Genomic DNA, 19,657 nt, shown 5'->3' with positions numbered 1-19,657 from the left:
CTATGCGCAGCTTTTCTTTATTTTCTATATTACTTTTGTGCGCAGCCATATTAATAGTAGATATTACCTCCTTTTATTGGCTAAAATCGATTACAATACTTATTAGCTCAAGCCTTTTAAAAACAACCATAAATATTCTGTTTTGGGTTTTTTCAGTTGGTTTAATTACAGCTATTATTGTTCTTAAAACCACTTTGGATGATATTAACCCAAGACGAAAACAAGTACTTATTTCGTCATTATATGGGCTAACAATATCATCGTTTATACCCAAAATAATTTTCGTGATAATAATCTCCATGTTGTTTTTTAGTAAAACTATGATTCCTGAAAAAGTCGCTGTTTTAATTGTTCCAATTATTGGGCTCTTTTCTGGATTTCTTCCCTTTTTCGTAATTGTCTATGCTATATTTAAAGCTGTTTACCACTTTAAAATTCATCACCATAAAATTAGTTTTAATCATTTGCCCAAATCGTTTGAAGGATTAAAAATTGTTCAAATATCAGATTTACATATAGGAGGTTTCAATTATCGTTTTAAAATTCTAGAAAGAGCTGTAAAACTGATTAATGAATTAAATCCAGACCTCATTTTATTTACTGGCGATCTCGTAAATAATTTTGCTTGGGAATTGCGAGGTTGGGATAATGTGTTAATTAAATTAAAAGCAAAAAAAGGAAAATATGCCGTTTTAGGCAATCATGACTATGGAGATTACAGTCAATGGGATTCCAATAAAAAAAAAGAAGAAAATTTCAACAATATTAAAACGTTTTATAAAAAAATTAATTTCAAATTACTACTTAATGAATCTGATATCATTGAAATTAACCAAGAAAAAATAGCGGTTCTAGGTGTAGAAAATTGGGGTAAACCACCCTTTAAACAATATGGCAATCTGTCGCTATCTTTAAAAAACGTAGCAAATATTTCGTTTAAAATATTACTCTCTCATGATCCATCACATTGGAGTGAAGAGGTTATCGATAAAACGGATATTGCACTTACGTTATCTGGCCATACACATGGGATGCAAATGGGATTTCAATATAAAAAAATGAGTTGGAGCCCTATAAAATATAAATACCAACATTGGGCAGGCTTATATAAACATAAAAACCAATATTTATATGTTAACAGAGGTTTAGGTTGGTTAGGTTTTCCGGGAAGAATAGGGATGCGCCCAGAGATTTCAAATATTGAAATCATAAAGGAATATTAGAATTATGGCGATGTGAACTGATAAATATCATTTTATAATTCTTTGTTTTACTACTATTTTATAGTATCGTTTATATATTTCGATGAAAAAAATTAAATTCCATAGCGATAATACCAATGAAAAATATTTTACACGAGAAGTAAGAAAACGTGTACGTGCATATTTTAAATCTAACAATATTTCAATCTATGGCAACTATAATCTCTATTTAAAAACAATAGTTATGCTTGCTGCATATTTTACACCTTTCATTATAATTCTTACCGTTCCTATTTCCGCTTTAACGGGCTTATTCATGGTGATTTTAATGGGGATTGGAGAAGCAGGAATAGGCATGTCTGTTATGCATGATGGTGCTCATGGTTCCTATTCCTCAAAAAAATGGATAAATAAACTCATGGCATCTACCATGTTTTTATTAGGTAGTAATAATTTTAATTGGAAAGTACAGCACAATATAAAGCATCATAGTTATACTAATATTTATAACTATGATATGGATATTTCTAGTGTAAGTATTATACGTTTGTGCGAACATGCACCTATTAAAAAAATTAATCGTTATCAGTATCTATATGCGTTTCCGCTTTATGGACTTATGACCTTTACCCGATTATTTGGAGAAATAATAGTGTTATTAAACTATAACAAACAAGGCGTTACAAAACAACTTAATGTAAACCCTACTTTAGAATTAATTAAACTTATTGCCATTAAAGTTATTTACTTGTTAATAATTATTGGGTTGCCATTATGGTTTACCAATTTCGCCTTTTGGCAAATACTTATCGGTTTTGTTGTGTTACATATTACAGCAGGTATGATTATGACAACGGTATTCCAAATGGCTCATGTTGTTGAAGGAACACATCAACCATTACCAGTTAAAAAAGGGATTATTCATCATGAATGGATGGTTCACCAATTAAGAACAACATCAGATTTTGGTAGAAGAAATGGTTTGTTTAGTTGGTATATTGGTGGTCTAGATTTTCAAATAGAACATCATTTATTTCAAAATATATCGCACGTACACTATCCTAAAATTGCAGGTATTGTAAAAACCACAGCTGAAGAATTTGGGTTTACTTACAATTTAAAACCAACAATGTTTTATGCATTGGCTTCTCATTATAGAAGGCTTAAGGAACTAGGCAAAAAATAAAAAAATAATTATTCGCACCACTCATACCTTACTAATTACACATTAGAACAACTCTTATCACTCATTAAAAAATTGGTTTTTTTTAATAACTTTTCTTTTTTGGTCACTGACGAGTATCATTTAGATACTTGTTGTCTTTTACTAACTTCAATTAGTTTTTTAAAGTTAATATTTCAAATTATGTATTGAAGAGAATTCGAAATATAAACTATTTGTTTAATTAATTCATTTAATCATGAAAACACTAATTACTTTTTTAAGAATAATGGTTTTTATGCCATTCATATTTATTTGTTCCAACCAGACCATTAACGCACAAGGCGGAAATGGTGGTGGCGGAAATGGCGGCGGCGGAAACGGCGGCGGTGGTCACGGTGGCGGTGGCGGTGGTCACGGTGGCGGTGGCGAAGATGAAACTGGTGGTAATAACTTATCATTTCCTGTAATTTTTGCAGATGGAGGTTCTAAAGTATTGCCTGGTACAATGGAAGCCTATTCTCTTGAAGGTGTCTGGTGGTATGTTTGGGGTGAAAATCCTATTGACCCACAAGCGCCACTTTATAGTTGTGAGCCTTCAGAAGAAGACGAAAATCTTTGTAGTGATGGGAATCCTCCTGGCGACGGCAACTCTATAGTTTATAAAGCCTATGTACAAAAAGACTTAAAAAATGTTTGGCAAGCCTATAATGCGCCGGTACCAGCTGGAGAAACCCTAAATGTTGATTGGGTTGACTGGGGTGATAACCTGGAGTCTGTAGCCTGGAAAATCAATTCGAAGGTAAGGACAGAAATGGTATTATATGAAGATATTGATTCCGTCACTCAATTTAGCATGCGACATGTGGATAGTTGGGGTATAGATGAAGTTCATGGCTTACAAACAACATTAGACGACGAAGTGATATATGGTCCAGGCACACAAGCTACTGTTTTTACTCCAAATGCCAGATTTACGATTCAAAAGTTAAATTACAAAAGTTCAAGTATTGATCCGTCCAGACTTATCTGGATCCCTGAAACCGGATGGACAGAAAAACAATCTGAAAAAGTTGATATTATAAATGAGTCAATATTTAATCAGGCTGTTTCTGAAGCGGGCGATGGTCCGGAATTCTTTAATGCCGAAATTAATGTAAAAGGTAAAATAATGTTTGGATATACCTGGGATGTAAATAGTCTAAATCAAGGAGAAGGTTATTATAGAATTACCTTTAGTTTTGATGAAGGTGATGAAGCTATAGGAACTGCTAAATTTGATGAATTTACCCAGATAATAGTTTCAGAAGAAGAAGAAGATCATACTGAAGCATTAATAGCCGCTGAAACTGAAGAGGGAGGTCCTGGCAGCGGTGGCGTTGGTGTCATGGATCCATCTAATAATCTAACCTATATTGACATACTTATTGGAGCAGATACAAGCGAAGAGCTTACATGGGTAGCAGTAACAGGTTTAGAACTCATTGATGCCGTTAATGATGTGTCTCTTGGTTCACTTACTAATGGAATGAAAATAAATATCGATGAACTTCCTGTTTCAAACCTTAGCGTTGAAGCATTAGTAACAAGCGATGTTGGTAGTGTGAAGTTTGAACTAAGTGGAGAAAATTCTAGCTCAAGAACTGAAAACACAGCACCTTATACACTTTATGGTCATACTAATGGTGATTATTCAGGAAACGACTTTACAAAAGGAAATTATAATTTAACTGTGACCCCTTATTCTGGGGACGACCTGACTGGTGACGAAGGAACGCCATTAACCGTTTCATTTGAACTAATATCAGCACCACCAGATGGCGATGATACAGCGGGAAATAACTTGTCATTCCCTGTTATTTTTGCAGATGGTGGCTCGAAAGTCTTACCCGGCACTATGGGAACCTATTCTCTTGAAGGCGAATGGTGGTATGTTTGGGGTGAAGATCCCGTTGACCCACAAGCACCACTTTATAGTTGTAAACCAATGGAAAATAATAGCGGTAAATGTGAAGATGGTTCAGATCCTGGTGATGGAATCTCAACAGTATATAAAGCTTATATACAAAAAGACTCTAAGAATGTTTGGCAAGCATATAATGCATCCGTACCACCTAATGACACACTTTATGTAAACTGGGTTGATTGGGGAGACAATCTAGAATCTTTAGCCTGGAAAATCAATTCGAAGGTGAGAACAGAAATGGTTCTATTGCAAGATATAGATTCTGTAACTCAATTTAGCATGAGACATGTTGATAGTTGGGGTGCTGATGAAGTTCATGGTTTACAAACAACATTAGACGACGAACCGATATATGGTGCAGGAACTCAAGCTACCCTTTATACGCCAAATGCGCGATTTACAATTCAAAAATTAAATTACACAAGTGAAAGCATTGATCATACCAGACTTATTTGGTTACCAAATGAAAAAAAATGGACCGAATCAAATCCTGATTCTTCTGACATTATAAATGAGCCTATATTTAATCAAGCTGTTTCTGAAGCCGGAACTGGTCCTGATTACTTTAATTCCGAAATTAATGTAAAAGGTAAAATAATGTTTGGATATACATGGGATGTGAATAGTATGAATCAAGGAGAAGGACATTACCGATTGACGTTTAGTTTTGATGAAGGAACTGAAGGTATAGGAACCCTAAGGTTTAATAAGGATACTCAAATTATCGTTCCCGAAGAAGAAGAAGAAACCTCTGTAATGGCAAAAACATCTGATACCCAAGAGGCTCCAGGAAGCGGTGGTAAAGGAATAATGAGTTCTGCATATAATCTCACTTATATGGATGTACTTATTGGAGAACCAGGTGCAACATTAGCTACTCATAGTTCTAAATTTGAAAACTTTACCATATATCCAAATCCAGCAAAAAATGGTATTGTTAATATAAAAAACACAACTAGTTCGTTGATAAATATTTATAACATGCTAGGTCAAAAAGTATTTGCCTCTAAATTAAATGGTTCATTAAATACTCAAACATTTAATTTAAGTGAATTACAATCAGGCTTGTATTTTGTTAAAATTAGTGATGGCAGCAATACGACTGTCAAAAAATTAATTCTGAAATAAAATCTTAAAAAAACGAATTAAATACTTTCGATTTTTAGTATTAAAAAAGAATCCCAATAGATGTAGATCTATTGGGATTCTTTTAAACCAACAGCCATAAAATTAAATAGTCCTAAAATATAACCTCTCACTGATTAATATCATGGGATAAATAACAGATAAAAAATATATTGCCTTTATAAATTAATATCCGATTTATTATGACGAGAAAGCTTAAAACAACCGTGGTTCTTATAATTTTAGGAATTCTATTATTGGTTTTTGCCGTCTGGTACAAGTATGAATATTCTATGGATTTTGTTGAACCTGTACAATATAATTCGTCGGATTTACAACAAAAAATTCTTATAGCAACACAAGGAAGCAAGTTTAAAAATATAATCACAAAAAATCTTATTGAACATTATCAAAATGATTCCATTTTTATAAAAGTTATTGACGTTACACTTTTGCCAAATATTAACCCAACAAATTATAAGGCTCTAGTTATTATACATACTTGGGAAAACTGGAAACCTCAAAGTGACGTTCAATCGTTTATTGAAAACACATTTAATTTTAAAGATAAAATTATTGTATTAACAACATCCGGAAAAGGCTCTTTTAAAATAAAAGATATAGATGCTTTAACAGGAGAATCTAATTTAAAAAACTCTGGCTTTTATACTAATAAGATTATTGAAAGATTAGATCTTATATTAAAAAATTAAAATCTCTTAGACTATGATTATAAATCTAGAAAAATTTGAATGTATAAATTTAATTAAAAACAATTACATAGGCTACTTAGGATACATCTACAAGGACAGACCTTATGTAGTTCCTATTACCTACTATTTCGACGAAATGAGTCATTCTATTATTGGATATTCTACTCAGGGTCATAAAACAAAGGCCTTAAGAATACATCCTTTTATCTCTTTAGAAGTTGCTGAAATTGAATCCATTAACAAATGGAAATCCGTTTTAGCACAAGGTACTTACCACGAATTAAGTGGAAGTAATTCAAAATCTAAACTTCACACATTTTCAACTGGAATTAAAGACTTAATTAAAAAGAAAGAAGAAAGAGAAACAACATCTATTGGTGATTTTTCCAGTAAAATTTATAATGATGATATGCCTGTAGTTTTTGAGATTCATATAGATGCCCTTATTGGAAAACAACGAAATCATTTATGAATTATCAAATACCAAAATTATATTTATAAAAACCTTTAATATACTTATTTATATTGTTTTCAATGTTTTCAAATTGATAATAGGTCATGTAAATAACTATCATTTAAAAAACTTTTAAATTTATTGTTGACTGACACATATCATTTCAAATATCTTAATGTAAATCTATTTTAGTAATAATTAATTAGTTAATAATATATTATTATGAAAACAGATTTAAAAATTAAACAAGATGTTCTTGCGGAATTAGAATGGCAACCTAATATTGATGAAACTGAGATAGGTGTGACTGTTAAAGATGGTATTGTTACGCTTACTGGTATGGTAGATTCTTACACAAAAAAAATAGCCGCAGAAAAAGCTGCAGCAAATGTTTATGGAGTTAAAGCTGTAGCAGAAGATATTAAGGTTAAATACAGTTCTGACAAAGGTAAATCAGACACAGAAATAGCAAAGGCTGCTGTTGATGCTATTAAGTGGAATACCTCTGTACCTAATGATGCTATTAAAATTAAAGTTGAAGATTCCTGGGTCTATTTAAATGGAGAAGTCTCCTGGGAATATCAAAAAAATGCAGCTAAAACTACTGTATCCAAACTAGCTGGCGTAAAAGGTGTTATTAATAATATTTCATTAAAGAAAATTGTTGCACCAGCTGAGGTTAAAAACAGAATTACTAAAGCATTTGAAAGATCGGCTACTCTTGAAGCAAAAAACATTCAGGTTGAAGTAGATGGACATACTGTTAAATTAAAAGGTACTGTACATTCTCTTGCTGAAAAAGAGCAAGCACGTAAAGCTGCTTTTTTTGCTCCTGGCGTAACAAAAGTAGAAAATCATCTAATTGTAGATTATTATCCTGAATATGCATAATAATTCAGATTTAAAATCTTTAATAGCTCCAATGTTTTAATAAAGATTGGAGCTATTAGATTATTTAAATTATTTAAAAAAATTATAAGTAACGTAAATGATATTTTATTAAAAACTTTAATCATGAGTATAATTATAACAATTGCTGTTCTCGTAATAATTAATATTCTGCTTTTATTTTTTAGCGTGAATAATGATGCAAAGCTTTAAAAGGCACGTTTCTATCTGTTAAAATTTGGGATATTACAAAGCTTACAAACTATTATTAATCATACGTTACTTCTAGTTTGTTTACTTTTGTGCTTCCTTTTTTTCCAATCTTTCTAATTTCCTGAAATAGCCACGTGTTAAAAAATTATGTTTTAATGCTTCCATATTCTGGTTAAATTTATCGGTGCCTTCTTTGATGTTTTTTAGTGTAGATTTTAGATTTTTCACCAACACAGTATCTTTTACGATATAGTTGAAAGCGCCTTGGCTAGAATTCAAGTCATCAACTGTTATATTGATTTTTGACAGCATATTTTCCATATCCTTACTTGATCCTTCCAGATTACTTACAATTGATTTAATTTTTTCTCCAGAAATTGAATCATTTAACAACATACCTAAAACGGTCTCATCATTAGATTTTAGTGATGTTATAATTTGATTAATTTCACCAATAGTGTTCGAAGCATCTCTACTTGCAATTTTTAAATTTGTAACGGAATGCCTTAAGTCCTTTGCCATAATGGTATCATTTAATAATAAAGCCAAGGTACCCTTCCCTTCTATCATAGCTCTTGTAATTTTAAGTAAATCTGAAGTTAACATTGCTGCATTCTCTGAACTTACACTCAACGTACTTAAAATATCATCAGCTCCTATTTTGCTATACGTAGTTATGATATCTCCATTACTAATTATAGAATCAACACCTTTTCCCGGAAGAATATTAACAATCATATTACCTACTAATCCATCCGATCCTATTGTAGCAATTGCATTTTTTTTAATGTGTGTCGTTATTTTTTCCTCTATGGTCATATCTACTTTTATTGTAGAGTCATTGACCATTTCTATCGCTGTTACGGTTCCAATATTAATACCAGCATACCTAACATTATTACCTTTTTGCAACCCATTTACATTTTGAAAATAAGCACTTATAGTAAAAGTTTTTTTAAACATACTTTGTTTTTGTCCAATAAGATAGACGGCCAATACAAATAAAATTGTGCTTATAATCACAAACAGACCTAATCTTATTTTCTGTGAGTTTGTATTTTTCATATGCTTCCTTTTTACTGTTTAAAAAATGCCATTATTTTGGGGTCTTTAGATGCTGATAATTCTTTAAAAGTACCTTCTGCATAATTGGTGCCATCAATTAACAGTATCATCCTGTCAGCAATCACTCTTGCACAATCCACATCATGAGTGATGATAAGAGATGAGGTATTATATTTTTTTTGTATGTTTTGCATTAATATAATTATTTCTTTTGCCGTAATTGGGTCTAATCCACTAGTTGGTTCGTCATATAAAATAATTTTTGGTTTAAGAATTAGTGTTCTGGCTAAAGCAACTCGTCGCTGCATGCCTCCAGATAATTCTACAGGCATTAAATCCACCGTATGCTCTAATCCTACATTTCTTAAAGCTTCAATAACTAGCGTTTCACTATCAACATTTTTTCCTATTTTTTTTGAATGACGTCGCAATGGAAATTCTAAATTTTCACGTACTGTCATGGAATCATATAACGCACTTCCCTGAAATAAAAATCCAATATCTGCTCTTAATATATCCAAGGCTTCTTGATTTAAAGTTGTAATATCGTTGTTCATAACCCTTATTTTCCCACTATCGGGTTCCATTAAACCCACAAGACATTTAATCATAACTGATTTACCAGACCCCGATTTTCCCATAACAACTAAATTCTCGCCTTTGTACAATTTCATACTAAAATGTCTAAGAACATGATTGTCCTCAAAACTTTTATTCAGATCCTGCAATTCAAGAACCACCTCACGCGTTTCTGAGTTTTTATCTTTTGTTAATATGCTCTGTTGCTCTTTCATAAATCATAAAAAATATCAGAAACAAAAACTGCTATAAAGTCAATTATAAATAATAATAAGGATGTAAATACAACTGCAGAATTTGCCGCTTTACCAACACCAGCTGTTCCTTTATTACAGAAAAAACCTTTAAATGAACCAACAAGACCAATAGCAAAACCAAAAAAGAATGATTTTACTGTTGCGGGTACAATATCACCAAACTCTAACGAATTGAATACCTGATTAAAATAAAGTTGAAAAGACACGTCTCCTTTTAGATTTTCAACCAAATAAGAACCATATAAAGCAACGGCGTCTCCAAAAACAACCAACAAAGGAATCATTAGTGTAGTTGCCATAATACGAGTCACTACCAAATATTTAAACGGATTAGTTCCAGAAACTTCCATGGCATCAATTTGCTCTGTAACACGCATGGAACCGAGTTCTGCCCCTATTCCAGACCCAATTTTACCAGCACAAACCAATGCAGTAATCATAGGTCCAATTTCTCTAACAATAGAGATGCCAACCATAGAAGGCATCCAAGAAACAGCACCAAATTCCATAAGAGTAGGACGAGTTTGCAAGGTTAATACCAGTCCAATAATAAATCCAGTAATGCCAACCAATAACAGGGACTTATTTCCCATATTATGGCATTGCCGTAATAACTCCATAAACTCAAAGGGACGCCTAAATGCTTCTTTAAAAAACCGAGATGTAAAATATGACAACTCTCCAATTTCCTTTAAAAAATCATTTAAAATTGTAATGATATTTTTGAACCATAACATAATTTTACCTACTTCATCTAAATTTATAAGAATAGTATAAAATATGAAATGATAAAAATCATGTAGGTAGACTGATTAAAATCATTGCCATTCAAAGGTTTTGTTTGCATATTTAATATCATCATAAATTTTATAATCATGAAAAATAAGCAGGATAGTCAATTTGTAGACAAAGTTATTGATGCACTCAGAAAGTCAGCCATTGAGTTAGAAGAGTTTCAAGTTAAAGCTGCCTTAGGAAAAGCAGAAGCACAAGATAAGTATGAAGAAGTTAAGAAGAAATTTAATTTATTTATTCACGATAGTGAATTCAAAATAAAGGGTATAAAAGAAAAAATAGAAGAACTTAATGCCAAGTTTGATGAGCTGCGTGTGCAACTCGCTTTAGGCAAAGCTGAAACTAAAGAAATATTTAAAAAACAAAAAAAACAACTACTATCAACACTACACGATATTGAAGTTAAAATAAAAACAAATGAAACTTTAAACAGAATGTATGCGTTAACACTGATTGAAATAGAGCAATTTAAAATTCAGCTAGAGATTTTAGAACAAAAATTTAGTAAAGAAAAAGTTGAGGCTAAAGATACGTTTGAAAAAGGAAAAGAAGAATTCAATTCTTTTATAGATAAGTTTAAAGGAAAATATGCTAAGAAAAAGGAAGAAACAAAACTCGAGCATTTTCAAAATGAAATTTCTGAAGCATTCAGTCATTTTAAAAAAGCATTTTCCAAAGCATAATATTTAAATTTTAAATAAGGAAAAAAGGCACTATATCTATAGTGCTTTTTTTGCTTTAATATGAATTATAAAACCAAAGTACATTTAATAATGATAACCGCCTTTATTTATATTTGACAATAAACCATAGCCTAGAAAAATAGCCAATATAAAACTTGTCATGCCTAAAACAGAAATACCTTTCCAGAGTGGATGTATCTCAAAAATAATAAATAAGGCAGCACTCAGTATTAAAGTGACCATTATGAAAGCAGTCACCAATTGTTTTGTGATTCTTTGAAGTGTTCGTACAAGAGGGTCGATACCCTTATGAGATAGATCAACTTTAATCTTACCTGAATTTATTTTACGTATGGCATTCTTTAAATCTGATGGAAAATCTTCTATGTAATTTGTGAGTTCCACGATTGAGTTAACAACTTTTTTACCCATTGTTACAGGGTTATAATTTTGACTTGCGCTATTTCTTAAATATGGTTTTACAATTTCAAATACTTCCAATTTTGAGTCTAGTTTTTCAATGACACCCTCAATAGTTACTAAAGATCTGGCAAAAAGGAAAAAATGAGTTGGTACAATTAATCCATGGGCAATGATAATATCTTTGAGTTCTATTAAAATAGTGCTCATTTCATTTTCATGAATATCTCTTACATAATATTTTTCTACAAATTCATTAATGTCAAATTCTAAAGCTCTCATGTCATTTATTGGAGCATTGTTAGAAAGTTGTTGTAGAGCCTTAATAATTTTTTTTATGTCTTTATTGGTAATAGCAATAAATAACCTGCCAAAAATTGAAATATCTCTGGGCAACATACTTCCCATCATACCAAAATCTAAATAACAAATATGACTGTTGGGAAGTACTAATAAATTTCCAGGATGTGGGTCTGCATGGAAAAAACCATATTCAAAAATTTGTTTAAAATAACTTATAGCTAGCCTTCTGGCAATAATTTTAGTATCAAATTCTTTAGTTGTCAACTCATTGATTCTATCTATTTTAATGCCTGAAATAAATTCTAAAGCTAAAACTTTTGAGGTTGTATAATCTGTATATACTCTAGGTGATTGTGCAAATTGATCTAACGAATGGTCTTTTTCCAGATTGTTATAAAACCTTTGAACGTTAATAGATTCATTTATAAAATCGAGTTCCTTTAAAATGGAATCTTCAAAATTTTTCACTAATCCAATAGGGTCAAAACTTTTTAAAGAAGGTATCCTTCTCTCTAAAACATGAGCTATTTTATACATTACTTTAATGTCCTCTATAATGATATCGTAAATTCCGGCACGTTGTATTTTTAAAGCAACACGTTTACCTGAGTGCAATGTAATTTTATGTACTTGCGCTATAGACGCCGATGCAAAAGGTATGGGTTCAAACCATGCAAATAAATTTTCTACTTTATCTTTTAACTCGGTTTCTACAACTTCCTTTGCTACTATTTCAGACATTGGGGGTACATTGTCTTGAAGTTTTTCTAATTCAAACGTCAATTCTAAAGGAATCAAATCTGGCCTATTACTTAATATTTGCCCAAATTTTACAAAGGTAGGACCTAATTCTTCGCATACCAATCGCATTTTAGCCCATTTACTGTATTTGGAAACACGCTTTCTCGTAGAGTTAGGAATAAATTTTTGTATATATATATATTGCTTATTTTCCCCTAGATAATGGACCAAATCTTCAAAGCCATACTTAAGTAGTACCCTTAGTATTTCATTATACCTAGAGATAGATTTAAATTTTTTTCCAATATCAGTGATAACTCCCATTCTTTAAGATTCCAATTTATTTAGTCTCGCTTCGAGTAAGGCAACAGTGGCTTCAAGCTTTTCAAGTTTCATATTCAGAGCCTTAATTTCATCTAAATGAGCGATATTTACTTTTTTGTAGAACGTCGCAACCAATTCTTCTATTTTTTCATTTAGCTCTTCTTTTAGTTCATGAGCTTTTAAAATTACTTTATCAACAAACTCTAGTTCATTTCCGTTTTCATCTAATTCAGTTTCAGACATCACTTTATTGATATTCTCTTTGCTTTTTTCTGAAAGCTCATTTATTTTATCTAATAATTGATTGTCTCTTGCTATAAAATAAAGACTTGAACTTAATGTGAGTAACTCCAATATTGTTTTAGGTTTCATAGTACAAACATTTAACTTAGACTTATATTAAATGTATCACTAAATAAACAGGTTCTAAATGATTTTAATCATTTAGAAAAACTCCTTAATTCATTATTTTTATATGTATTCAAATCAAAAAAATAAACCAATGAAAAATCATTTAGTTACTAGCATAATGACAAAAAATGTGGTTTATGTTTCTCCAGAACAAAATCTAATAGACGTAAAGCATATTTATGAGAAAAAGAACTTTCATCACCACATTCCTGTAGTTAAAAATGAACATTTAGTAGGAATGGTAAGTTTAATAGATTTTATGTACAATATTTCAGGAGCTGGAATTAAAGACGATAACAAGATATATAAAGAATTGACTGTTAAAGATATCATGACTCAAAAACCATTTTTTTTAACAACAAGTTCTACTATTGAAGATGTCGCCAAGGTTTTAGCACAAGGTAATTACCATGCCATTCCTATTCTTGAGAACAACAAATTAGTGGGCATTGTATCTACTGCCGATCTTATAAGATTTTTTATAAACAAAGCCACATAATATATTAGGAATTATCAATTTTTATATTTTTAAAGACGTCGTTTATAATTTCTTTAACATTGACAACTATCATTGTAAGACTCATTAATTACGTGTAATTTCTTGAGATAATTTTAATAAATATGGCTATTGGATTAGTTCTATCAGGAGGCGGTATGCGTGGTGCTGCCCACATTGGAGCAATAAAGGCTCTTGAAGAACACGGTATATTTCCAACTCGCATTGCTGGCACGAGCGCAGGTGCTATTGTAGGAGCGCTTTATGCCTATGGGTACCAGTGGGAAGATATGTTAACGTTTTTTGAAGAGATAAATATATTAGATATTAAAAAATATGCTTTAAATAAGCCAGGTTTTATTGATCCTGAAAAATTCTATCCTGGCTTTAAGACCTACTTAAAAAATGATAACTTTTCATTCCTGAAAAAACATCTGAGCTTAACAGCTACAAATATTTTGGATGGTACGCTAAAAATTTTTGATTCTGGAAAATTAATTAAACCGATTTTGGCCTCAGCAGCATTACCTGGAGTATTTGCTCCTGTAAAAATTAAAAAATTATATTATGTTGATGGTGGTGTCCTTAATAACTTCCCGGTTGAATTATTAAAATCAACTTGTGATAAAACCATTGGAATTTATGTCAATAGTTTTGATTCCATAAAAATCACAGATTTAAAACATTCCCATAATGTAATGATTAGAGCTCTTCATATAAAAGCCGCTAACGAGGACATCGAAAAGTTTAAAGACTGCGATTTGGTTATATCCCCAAAAGGAATGAATAAATACGGGATTTTAGATAAAAAATACCTAAACGATATCTTCAATATTGGTTATAAAGTCGCTAAAAAAGAACTAGCAGGCAATTCAAATTTTGAATAAAAACTAAAATCTAATGTCAATAAAAGCTACTGCATACTGATAGTTATCATTTCCGTTTTTTTTGTCAAAACATACCTTTAATCACGTAAATAAAAATATTCCATGAAAACTACTTTATATATTCATAACTTAAAATGTGAATATTGTGAAGATGTCATTATTAATAATCTCATTAAACAAAAACACATATCCAACATATCAGTTAAGCGACAATATGCCACTGTAACATTTGAACATGAAACATCGAAAGATGTTGATCTCGTTAAAAAAACACTCTCAAAAATTGGATACCCACCCTTTGGCGAAAAAAATAGTTTTATTAAGAAAGCGAAATCATATACGCTTTAATCAGTAACTCAAAACAAAAAACAAATGGAAACACAACATGAACAAGAAAAAATAATATCAATTCCAAGAATTGGAGATAAAGCACCCGAATTTAAAGCAGTAACAACTCAAGGTGATATTAATTTCCCTTCAGATTACAAAGGCAAATGGGTGATTTTATTTAGTCACCCTGCAGATTTCACTCCAGTCTGTACTTCTGAGTTTATAACGTTTGCGAGTTTAGAAAATACGTTTGATAAAGCAAATTGTAAATTGATAGGACTTTCTATTGATGGTCTCTACAGCCACATTGCCTGGTTAAGAACAATTAAAGAGAAAATTAAGTTTAAAGGAATGAAAAATACCGAAGTGAAATTTCCTTTAATCGAAGATATTACTATGGAAATAGCGAAAAAATATGGCATGATTCAACCAGGCGAAAGTAAAACACAGGCTGTAAGAGCCGTATTCTTTATAGATCCAAAAGGAATAATAAGAGCCTTAATTTATTATCCTTTAAGTTTAGGAAGAAATTTCGATGAGATTTACAGAGCTTTAATTGCCATGCAAACATCTGATAAATTTGCAGTAGCAACACCAGCCGATTGGAATCCAGGTGACGATGTCATTGTTTCTCCTGCTGTGTCTTGTGGCTTGGCAGAAGAACGTATGACAATCAAAAATGGATTAACATGTGAAGATTGGTTTTTCTGTACTAAAAAATTAGATAAAGACACTATTTTAAAAGAACTGATACATAATTAATACACAAAACTAACAAGATGTTATCAAAATTTAGTCCCTCTTTTTTTTTGTTGATTATCTTGTTAGTTTTAATCAAAATTCACTATTCAAAAGATCAAAATTTTCCTATTACATCTTCCAATATTAACAATATTGACTTAGTTAAAAATTCCAAATTAAAATCAATTCTGATTGACAAGCCTATTACTATTGGAAACTATTTTCAGTTTTTAGACTCAATGATTGAAAAATATGATTCTTTAACACCTTATAAATTAAGCGAACATCTATTAGTTAGAGCAAACCCATGGATTATAGATACGCTAAAAAATACCGATTATTATATTATGAAATCACGAGGGTCCTTCATATATAATCAAAAAAATATGACAGTGTTAAAAAAGGGAGATTCTATAAATTTACCAGATACTGGAATAGCAGAAAAAATTCTTAAATCATTTAATAATACCTATATCGATATTAATATTCCAGAATATAAGCTTCGCATCATTGAAGATTCAACGGTACTTTACAAATTTCCAATTAGAGTAGGTCAACCTAAAAAGAAATTCCTTAAAATGGCCAATAGAATTATTGATTTAAAAACAAAAACTGGCAGTGGGTATATTGTAAAATATGTTAAAAACCCCGATTTTTATAATCCTGTTAATGGTCATCAATATTTTGTTACAACAAGAGATGATAATAAGGTAACAGCTATGCCACAAATTCCATTTATTGAAACTGAAATTGATGGCGTAAGAAATGGGCAACTAATTCATCCAACAACGAACCCTATAACCCTAGAAAAAGCCTATTCTAATGGCTGTATAGGCACTAAAGAAGCAGATGCCTGGATTATTTATTATTATGCTCCTATTGGCACAAAAATTAAGATAAGATATGATTTAACTGTAATTGATTCTTCGGGAAAAAAAGTTGCTCTGGAGGATATTTATGGTCAATATTTAAACCGGTAACGATATAATTTTTAAATCTCTTTGAGCAAAATAATTATCTAAAATGAGAATATATATTTTTTTAATATAAACGATAACCATGGTTCTACTTTTTGTTCTTATTACAATTTTCATTCTAATAGTTTCATTATTATTTGTGCCAATCGTGATTTTAATCGATACAGTATCCAACCAATATTACGTCCAATTAAAAGGACTAATTAAAGCTGATTTTGAAAAACATGATGATTATATATTTAGGATAAGAATGAAAGTGTTATTATTTAACTTTTTTATATATCCATTGAAAAAAAAGCATTTAAATAACCATAATAGAACAAAGAATCACCATTTCGAAAAATCAATAAAGCATCCTTCAATAAGCCGAATTATCCGAGTAATAAAAACATTTAAAATAAAACGAATATTTATAGATTTAGATACTAGCGACTATATATTAAATGCCAAATTATATCCATTATTTATATTAATAAATTACAATAAAGACAGTTTTTATATTAATTTCCAAGGACGAAATCAACTGATACTTCTAATAAAAAACAAACCAATAAATATCATAACATCATATATAAACTTTTAAATTTTTAAAATTATGGATTTACATTTTGAAGAATTGTTAAGTAAGGTTACTGACTTTATAAAAACAGAAGCTAAAACAGATACTGTTATTGGTGAACAATTTGAACTAGGACAATTTAAATGTGTCCCTGTAATAAAAGTTGGAATGGGATTTGGATCTGGCGGAGGGGAAGGAATTGAGACAAAATCTAAAACTCGAAAGGGTCAAGGATTAGGTGCTGGCGCTGGAGTTGGAATAGAACCTATTGGATTTCTAGTTACTAAAGGTGAAGAAATTTCTTTTATTGAAGCTGGAAAAATTCATGGGCTCGCAGCTGCATTTGAAAAAGTGCCTGATATTATTGAAAAATTTGTTGAAAAAAGGACAAAAGATGAGATGACTACTTAATCATATTGCATTTTTAGTTTTTAAAACAAAAAAAACAGACCAGATAATTGGCAATTATCCGGTCTGTTCAATGACTAATATTAATTTCCTTTTTATTGGATATATTAAAATGAAGTTCATTTTCTGTTTCAATATTATCTCTCCAGCAATCTAAATTATAAATGGTTGTTTCTGCAATTTTAGTAAGTGCTTCATCTGTTAAAAATGCATGATGTCCTGTAATAAGAACATTTGGCAGTGCATTAAGTTTTATAAGCATATCGTCCTTTGGAATTTTTTGAGAATAATCTTTAAAAAACATATTGGTCTCATGCTCATAAACATCCATTGCCAGTCCTGAAATGCGCTCATTTACCAAAGCATCAATAATGTCCTTTGTATTTATTATAGCGCCTCTTGCAGTATTAATTAATACAACATTGGGTTTCATTAAATCTATTAATGTATTATCTATTAAATGATGCGTTTCTGTATTTAAAGGCAAATGAACCGAAATAATATCCGATTCTTTACATAGTTCTTTAATTGTAACGTATTTCAATTGGTAATCAATTGTTAACTTTTTATTTTCCAAAATATCAAAACCCAACAAATTACAACTAAAACCGTGCATAATTTTGGTCATTACAGAACCTATTCTACCGGTACCTAGTATTCCAACTGTTTTATTATTTAAATCAAAACCAATTAAATTATTTAAATCAAAATTAAATTGTTTTACTCGCTGATTTGATAATAGTAATTTTCTATTTAATGCCTGTAGAATAGCAATCGCATGCTCGGCAATTGCATAAGGAGAATATGCTGGTACATTAGCAACCTTTATGCCTAAACTTTGCGCAGTAAACAGATTAACATTATCATGTCCAACAGATCTTAGTGTAATATATTTCACACCAAACCCCTTAAGTTTTTCCAAAACTATATTAGATACATTATCACTAGAAAATACAGAGATAGCATGATAACCAACGGCTTTCATAGCTGTTTCAGATGATAATGCAGCATTTATAAACGATATATCATGTTTACGTTTATTGGCGTCTTCCAAATACGGAATTTCAAAATCTTTTGAACTGTAAACTAGCACCTTCATTTCTACCTTTTATTAATTGAAAAAATTATTGCTTCTTTTTCTAATGAGGATATAATCGCTTTTATATAACTATTAACTGTTTTATTAATTTTTTGTGGATCAACAATTTTATAAGAAGCGGCCCAAACCAAAGATTTATCCTCATATTCATTTAAATCATATAACGTAGCCTCTACGTTATAAACATTATATTTCTCATAATAGCCTGGATCAAAATACACGTTTTGAAATACATAATAATAAGGGCCAAAACTTCTTAAATAGTAATCTCTTCTATAGATATCTGCGTAATAAGCTTTTTTTTCATCGACGCCTTTAACAGCTGAAATCAAAATGGCATCAAATCCATTTACCTTAAGTCTTTTAACTTCTTTTTGAATACTATCTTCGGTTTGTTTTTTGCTAGTGAATTTATTTTCAAAGACATCATAGCTCTCAATGGCATTTATATTTCTATTTTTTAGGGCTAACGCTAGCTTCTCTTCAAATATTTTTCGTGCAGTTAAATTATCTGTTAAACCAACAACTAAAACTTTTTTAGGTTTATAATTATTGTACTTATTGTTAACCCAGCTATCCACCAATCTTGTTGACGAACAACTAAACAAAAACATTAAGAAAAACATATAATAAAATACTTTCATAACGGTCGTATTTATATTTTTGAAAATATCTAAAAAAACAACTAAGCGCAATGATATAAATCAGTCATTCCCTAAAGAATATATCTGTTATAAGTAATGTATTTAAAATATTAATATGTATCAATTAGCATTGTAAAAAACCTCTCCAGCAGTTGTTAAGAGCCATGTCTGCATTTTTATACTCATTAAATTTTCAGAATAAATAGTGCCTGCAT

At 30.5% G+C, this 19,657-nt stretch carries 20 protein-coding genes; 13 read left to right on the top strand and 7 right to left on the bottom strand.

What is annotated here, in order from left to right; translation table 11 throughout:
* Positions 1 to 2: 2 nt before the first annotated feature.
* The 6 genes from AC15TD_RS04870 to AC15TD_RS04845 all read left to right on the top strand — a co-directional run bounded on the left by AC15TD_RS04870 (position 3) and on the right by AC15TD_RS04845 (position 7,513).
* Complete coding sequence (locus AC15TD_RS04870; protein ID WP_484451008.1) at positions 3 to 1,223, top strand: metallophosphoesterase; 1,221 nt, start codon at positions 3 to 5, stop codon at positions 1,221 to 1,223.
* Between the two features lie 82 nt (positions 1,224 to 1,305).
* Entirely contained in the window at positions 1,306 to 2,388 is a 1,083-nt protein-coding gene (locus AC15TD_RS04865) for a fatty acid desaturase family protein (RefSeq protein WP_484451007.1), read from the top strand.
* Between the two features lie 235 nt (positions 2,389 to 2,623).
* Positions 2,624 to 5,458 (top strand): T9SS type A sorting domain-containing protein, encoded by a 2,835-nt coding sequence (locus AC15TD_RS04860; protein WP_484451006.1) that lies wholly within the window; start codon positions 2,624 to 2,626, stop codon positions 5,456 to 5,458.
* A gap of 200 nt (positions 5,459 to 5,658) precedes the next feature.
* Positions 5,659 to 6,168 (top strand): hypothetical protein, encoded by a 510-nt coding sequence (locus tag AC15TD_RS04855; RefSeq protein WP_484451005.1) that lies wholly within the window; start codon positions 5,659 to 5,661, stop codon positions 6,166 to 6,168.
* Between the two features lie 13 nt (positions 6,169 to 6,181).
* Positions 6,182 to 6,640 (top strand): pyridoxamine 5'-phosphate oxidase family protein, encoded by a 459-nt coding sequence (locus tag AC15TD_RS04850; protein WP_484451004.1) that lies wholly within the window; start codon positions 6,182 to 6,184, stop codon positions 6,638 to 6,640.
* 204 nt (positions 6,641 to 6,844) lie between these two features.
* Positions 6,845 to 7,513, top strand: coding sequence for a BON domain-containing protein (locus AC15TD_RS04845; protein WP_484451003.1), 669 nt, complete (start codon positions 6,845 to 6,847; stop codon positions 7,511 to 7,513).
* Between the two features lie 291 nt (positions 7,514 to 7,804).
* Here the strand turns inward: AC15TD_RS04845 and AC15TD_RS04840 are convergent, their stop codons facing one another.
* From AC15TD_RS04840 to AC15TD_RS04830, 3 genes are read right to left on the bottom strand one after another with little or no spacing between them, the layout of a single operon-like run.
* Entirely contained in the window at positions 7,805 to 8,788 is a 984-nt protein-coding gene (locus tag AC15TD_RS04840; protein ID WP_484451002.1) for an MlaD family protein, read from the bottom strand.
* Positions 8,789 to 8,799: 11 nt separating this feature from the next.
* Positions 8,800 to 9,582, bottom strand: coding sequence for an ABC transporter ATP-binding protein (locus AC15TD_RS04835; RefSeq protein ID WP_484451001.1), 783 nt, complete (start codon positions 9,580 to 9,582; stop codon positions 8,800 to 8,802).
* Entirely contained in the window at positions 9,579 to 10,361 is a 783-nt protein-coding gene (locus AC15TD_RS04830; protein ID WP_484451000.1) for an MlaE family ABC transporter permease, read from the bottom strand. The genes AC15TD_RS04835 and AC15TD_RS04830 overlap by 4 nt, the downstream gene beginning before the upstream one ends.
* Before the next feature lie 138 nt (positions 10,362 to 10,499).
* Between AC15TD_RS04830 and AC15TD_RS04825 the strand changes: the two genes are divergently transcribed.
* Positions 10,500 to 11,102, top strand: a complete 603-nt coding sequence (locus AC15TD_RS04825; RefSeq protein WP_484450999.1) for a hypothetical protein — start codon at positions 10,500 to 10,502, stop codon at positions 11,100 to 11,102.
* An 84-nt stretch (positions 11,103 to 11,186) separates the two neighbouring features.
* Here AC15TD_RS04825 and AC15TD_RS04820 read toward each other — a convergent pair whose 3' ends face one another.
* Together AC15TD_RS04820 and AC15TD_RS04815 are read right to left on the bottom strand one after the other, a co-directional pair.
* Complete coding sequence (locus tag AC15TD_RS04820) at positions 11,187 to 12,890, bottom strand: ABC1 kinase family protein (RefSeq protein ID WP_484450998.1); 1,704 nt, start codon at positions 12,888 to 12,890, stop codon at positions 11,187 to 11,189.
* Between the two features lie 3 nt (positions 12,891 to 12,893).
* Entirely contained in the window at positions 12,894 to 13,262 is a 369-nt protein-coding gene (locus AC15TD_RS04815) for a hypothetical protein (protein ID WP_484450997.1), read from the bottom strand.
* 130 nt (positions 13,263 to 13,392) lie between these two features.
* Between AC15TD_RS04815 and AC15TD_RS04810 the strand changes: the two genes are divergently transcribed.
* The 6 genes from AC15TD_RS04810 (at position 13,393) to AC15TD_RS04785 (ending at position 17,702) form a co-directional block, all read left to right on the top strand.
* A complete protein-coding gene (locus tag AC15TD_RS04810) occupies positions 13,393 to 13,800 on the top strand; it encodes a CBS domain-containing protein (RefSeq protein ID WP_484450996.1) in 408 nt (135 codons plus the stop codon).
* Positions 13,801 to 13,922: 122 nt separating this feature from the next.
* Entirely contained in the window at positions 13,923 to 14,684 is a 762-nt protein-coding gene (locus tag AC15TD_RS04805; RefSeq protein ID WP_484450995.1) for a patatin-like phospholipase family protein, read from the top strand.
* Between the two features lie 102 nt (positions 14,685 to 14,786).
* The gene (locus AC15TD_RS04800) at positions 14,787 to 15,032 is read left to right on the top strand and encodes a heavy-metal-associated domain-containing protein (protein ID WP_484450994.1); all 246 of its coding nucleotides are present in this window, start codon (positions 14,787 to 14,789) and stop codon (positions 15,030 to 15,032) included.
* Positions 15,033 to 15,056: 24 nt separating this feature from the next.
* Positions 15,057 to 15,776: a peroxiredoxin gene (locus AC15TD_RS04795; RefSeq protein WP_484450993.1), complete on the top strand. Its 720-nt coding sequence runs from the start codon at positions 15,057 to 15,059 to the stop codon at positions 15,774 to 15,776.
* Between the two features lie 17 nt (positions 15,777 to 15,793).
* Positions 15,794 to 16,735, top strand: coding sequence for a L,D-transpeptidase (locus AC15TD_RS04790; protein ID WP_484450992.1), 942 nt, complete (start codon positions 15,794 to 15,796; stop codon positions 16,733 to 16,735).
* Positions 16,736 to 17,327: 592 nt separating this feature from the next.
* Entirely contained in the window at positions 17,328 to 17,702 is a 375-nt protein-coding gene (locus AC15TD_RS04785) for a GerW family sporulation protein (RefSeq protein ID WP_484450991.1), read from the top strand.
* A gap of 67 nt (positions 17,703 to 17,769) precedes the next feature.
* On the opposite strand, the gene AC15TD_RS04780 is transcribed toward AC15TD_RS04785, so the two are convergent.
* Both AC15TD_RS04780 and AC15TD_RS04775 read right to left on the bottom strand, forming a co-directional pair.
* Entirely contained in the window at positions 17,770 to 18,798 is a 1,029-nt protein-coding gene (locus AC15TD_RS04780) for a 2-hydroxyacid dehydrogenase (protein ID WP_484450990.1), read from the bottom strand.
* 2 nt (positions 18,799 to 18,800) lie between these two features.
* Positions 18,801 to 19,442, bottom strand: a complete 642-nt coding sequence (locus AC15TD_RS04775; RefSeq protein ID WP_484450989.1) for a hypothetical protein — start codon at positions 19,440 to 19,442, stop codon at positions 18,801 to 18,803.
* Between the last annotated feature and the right edge of the window lie 215 nt (positions 19,443 to 19,657).

This window comes from Yeosuana sp., from assembly GCF_057126245.1.
Note: the sequence above shows the minus strand (reverse complement) of the source record. Positions and strands in the feature narration are given on the sequence as shown.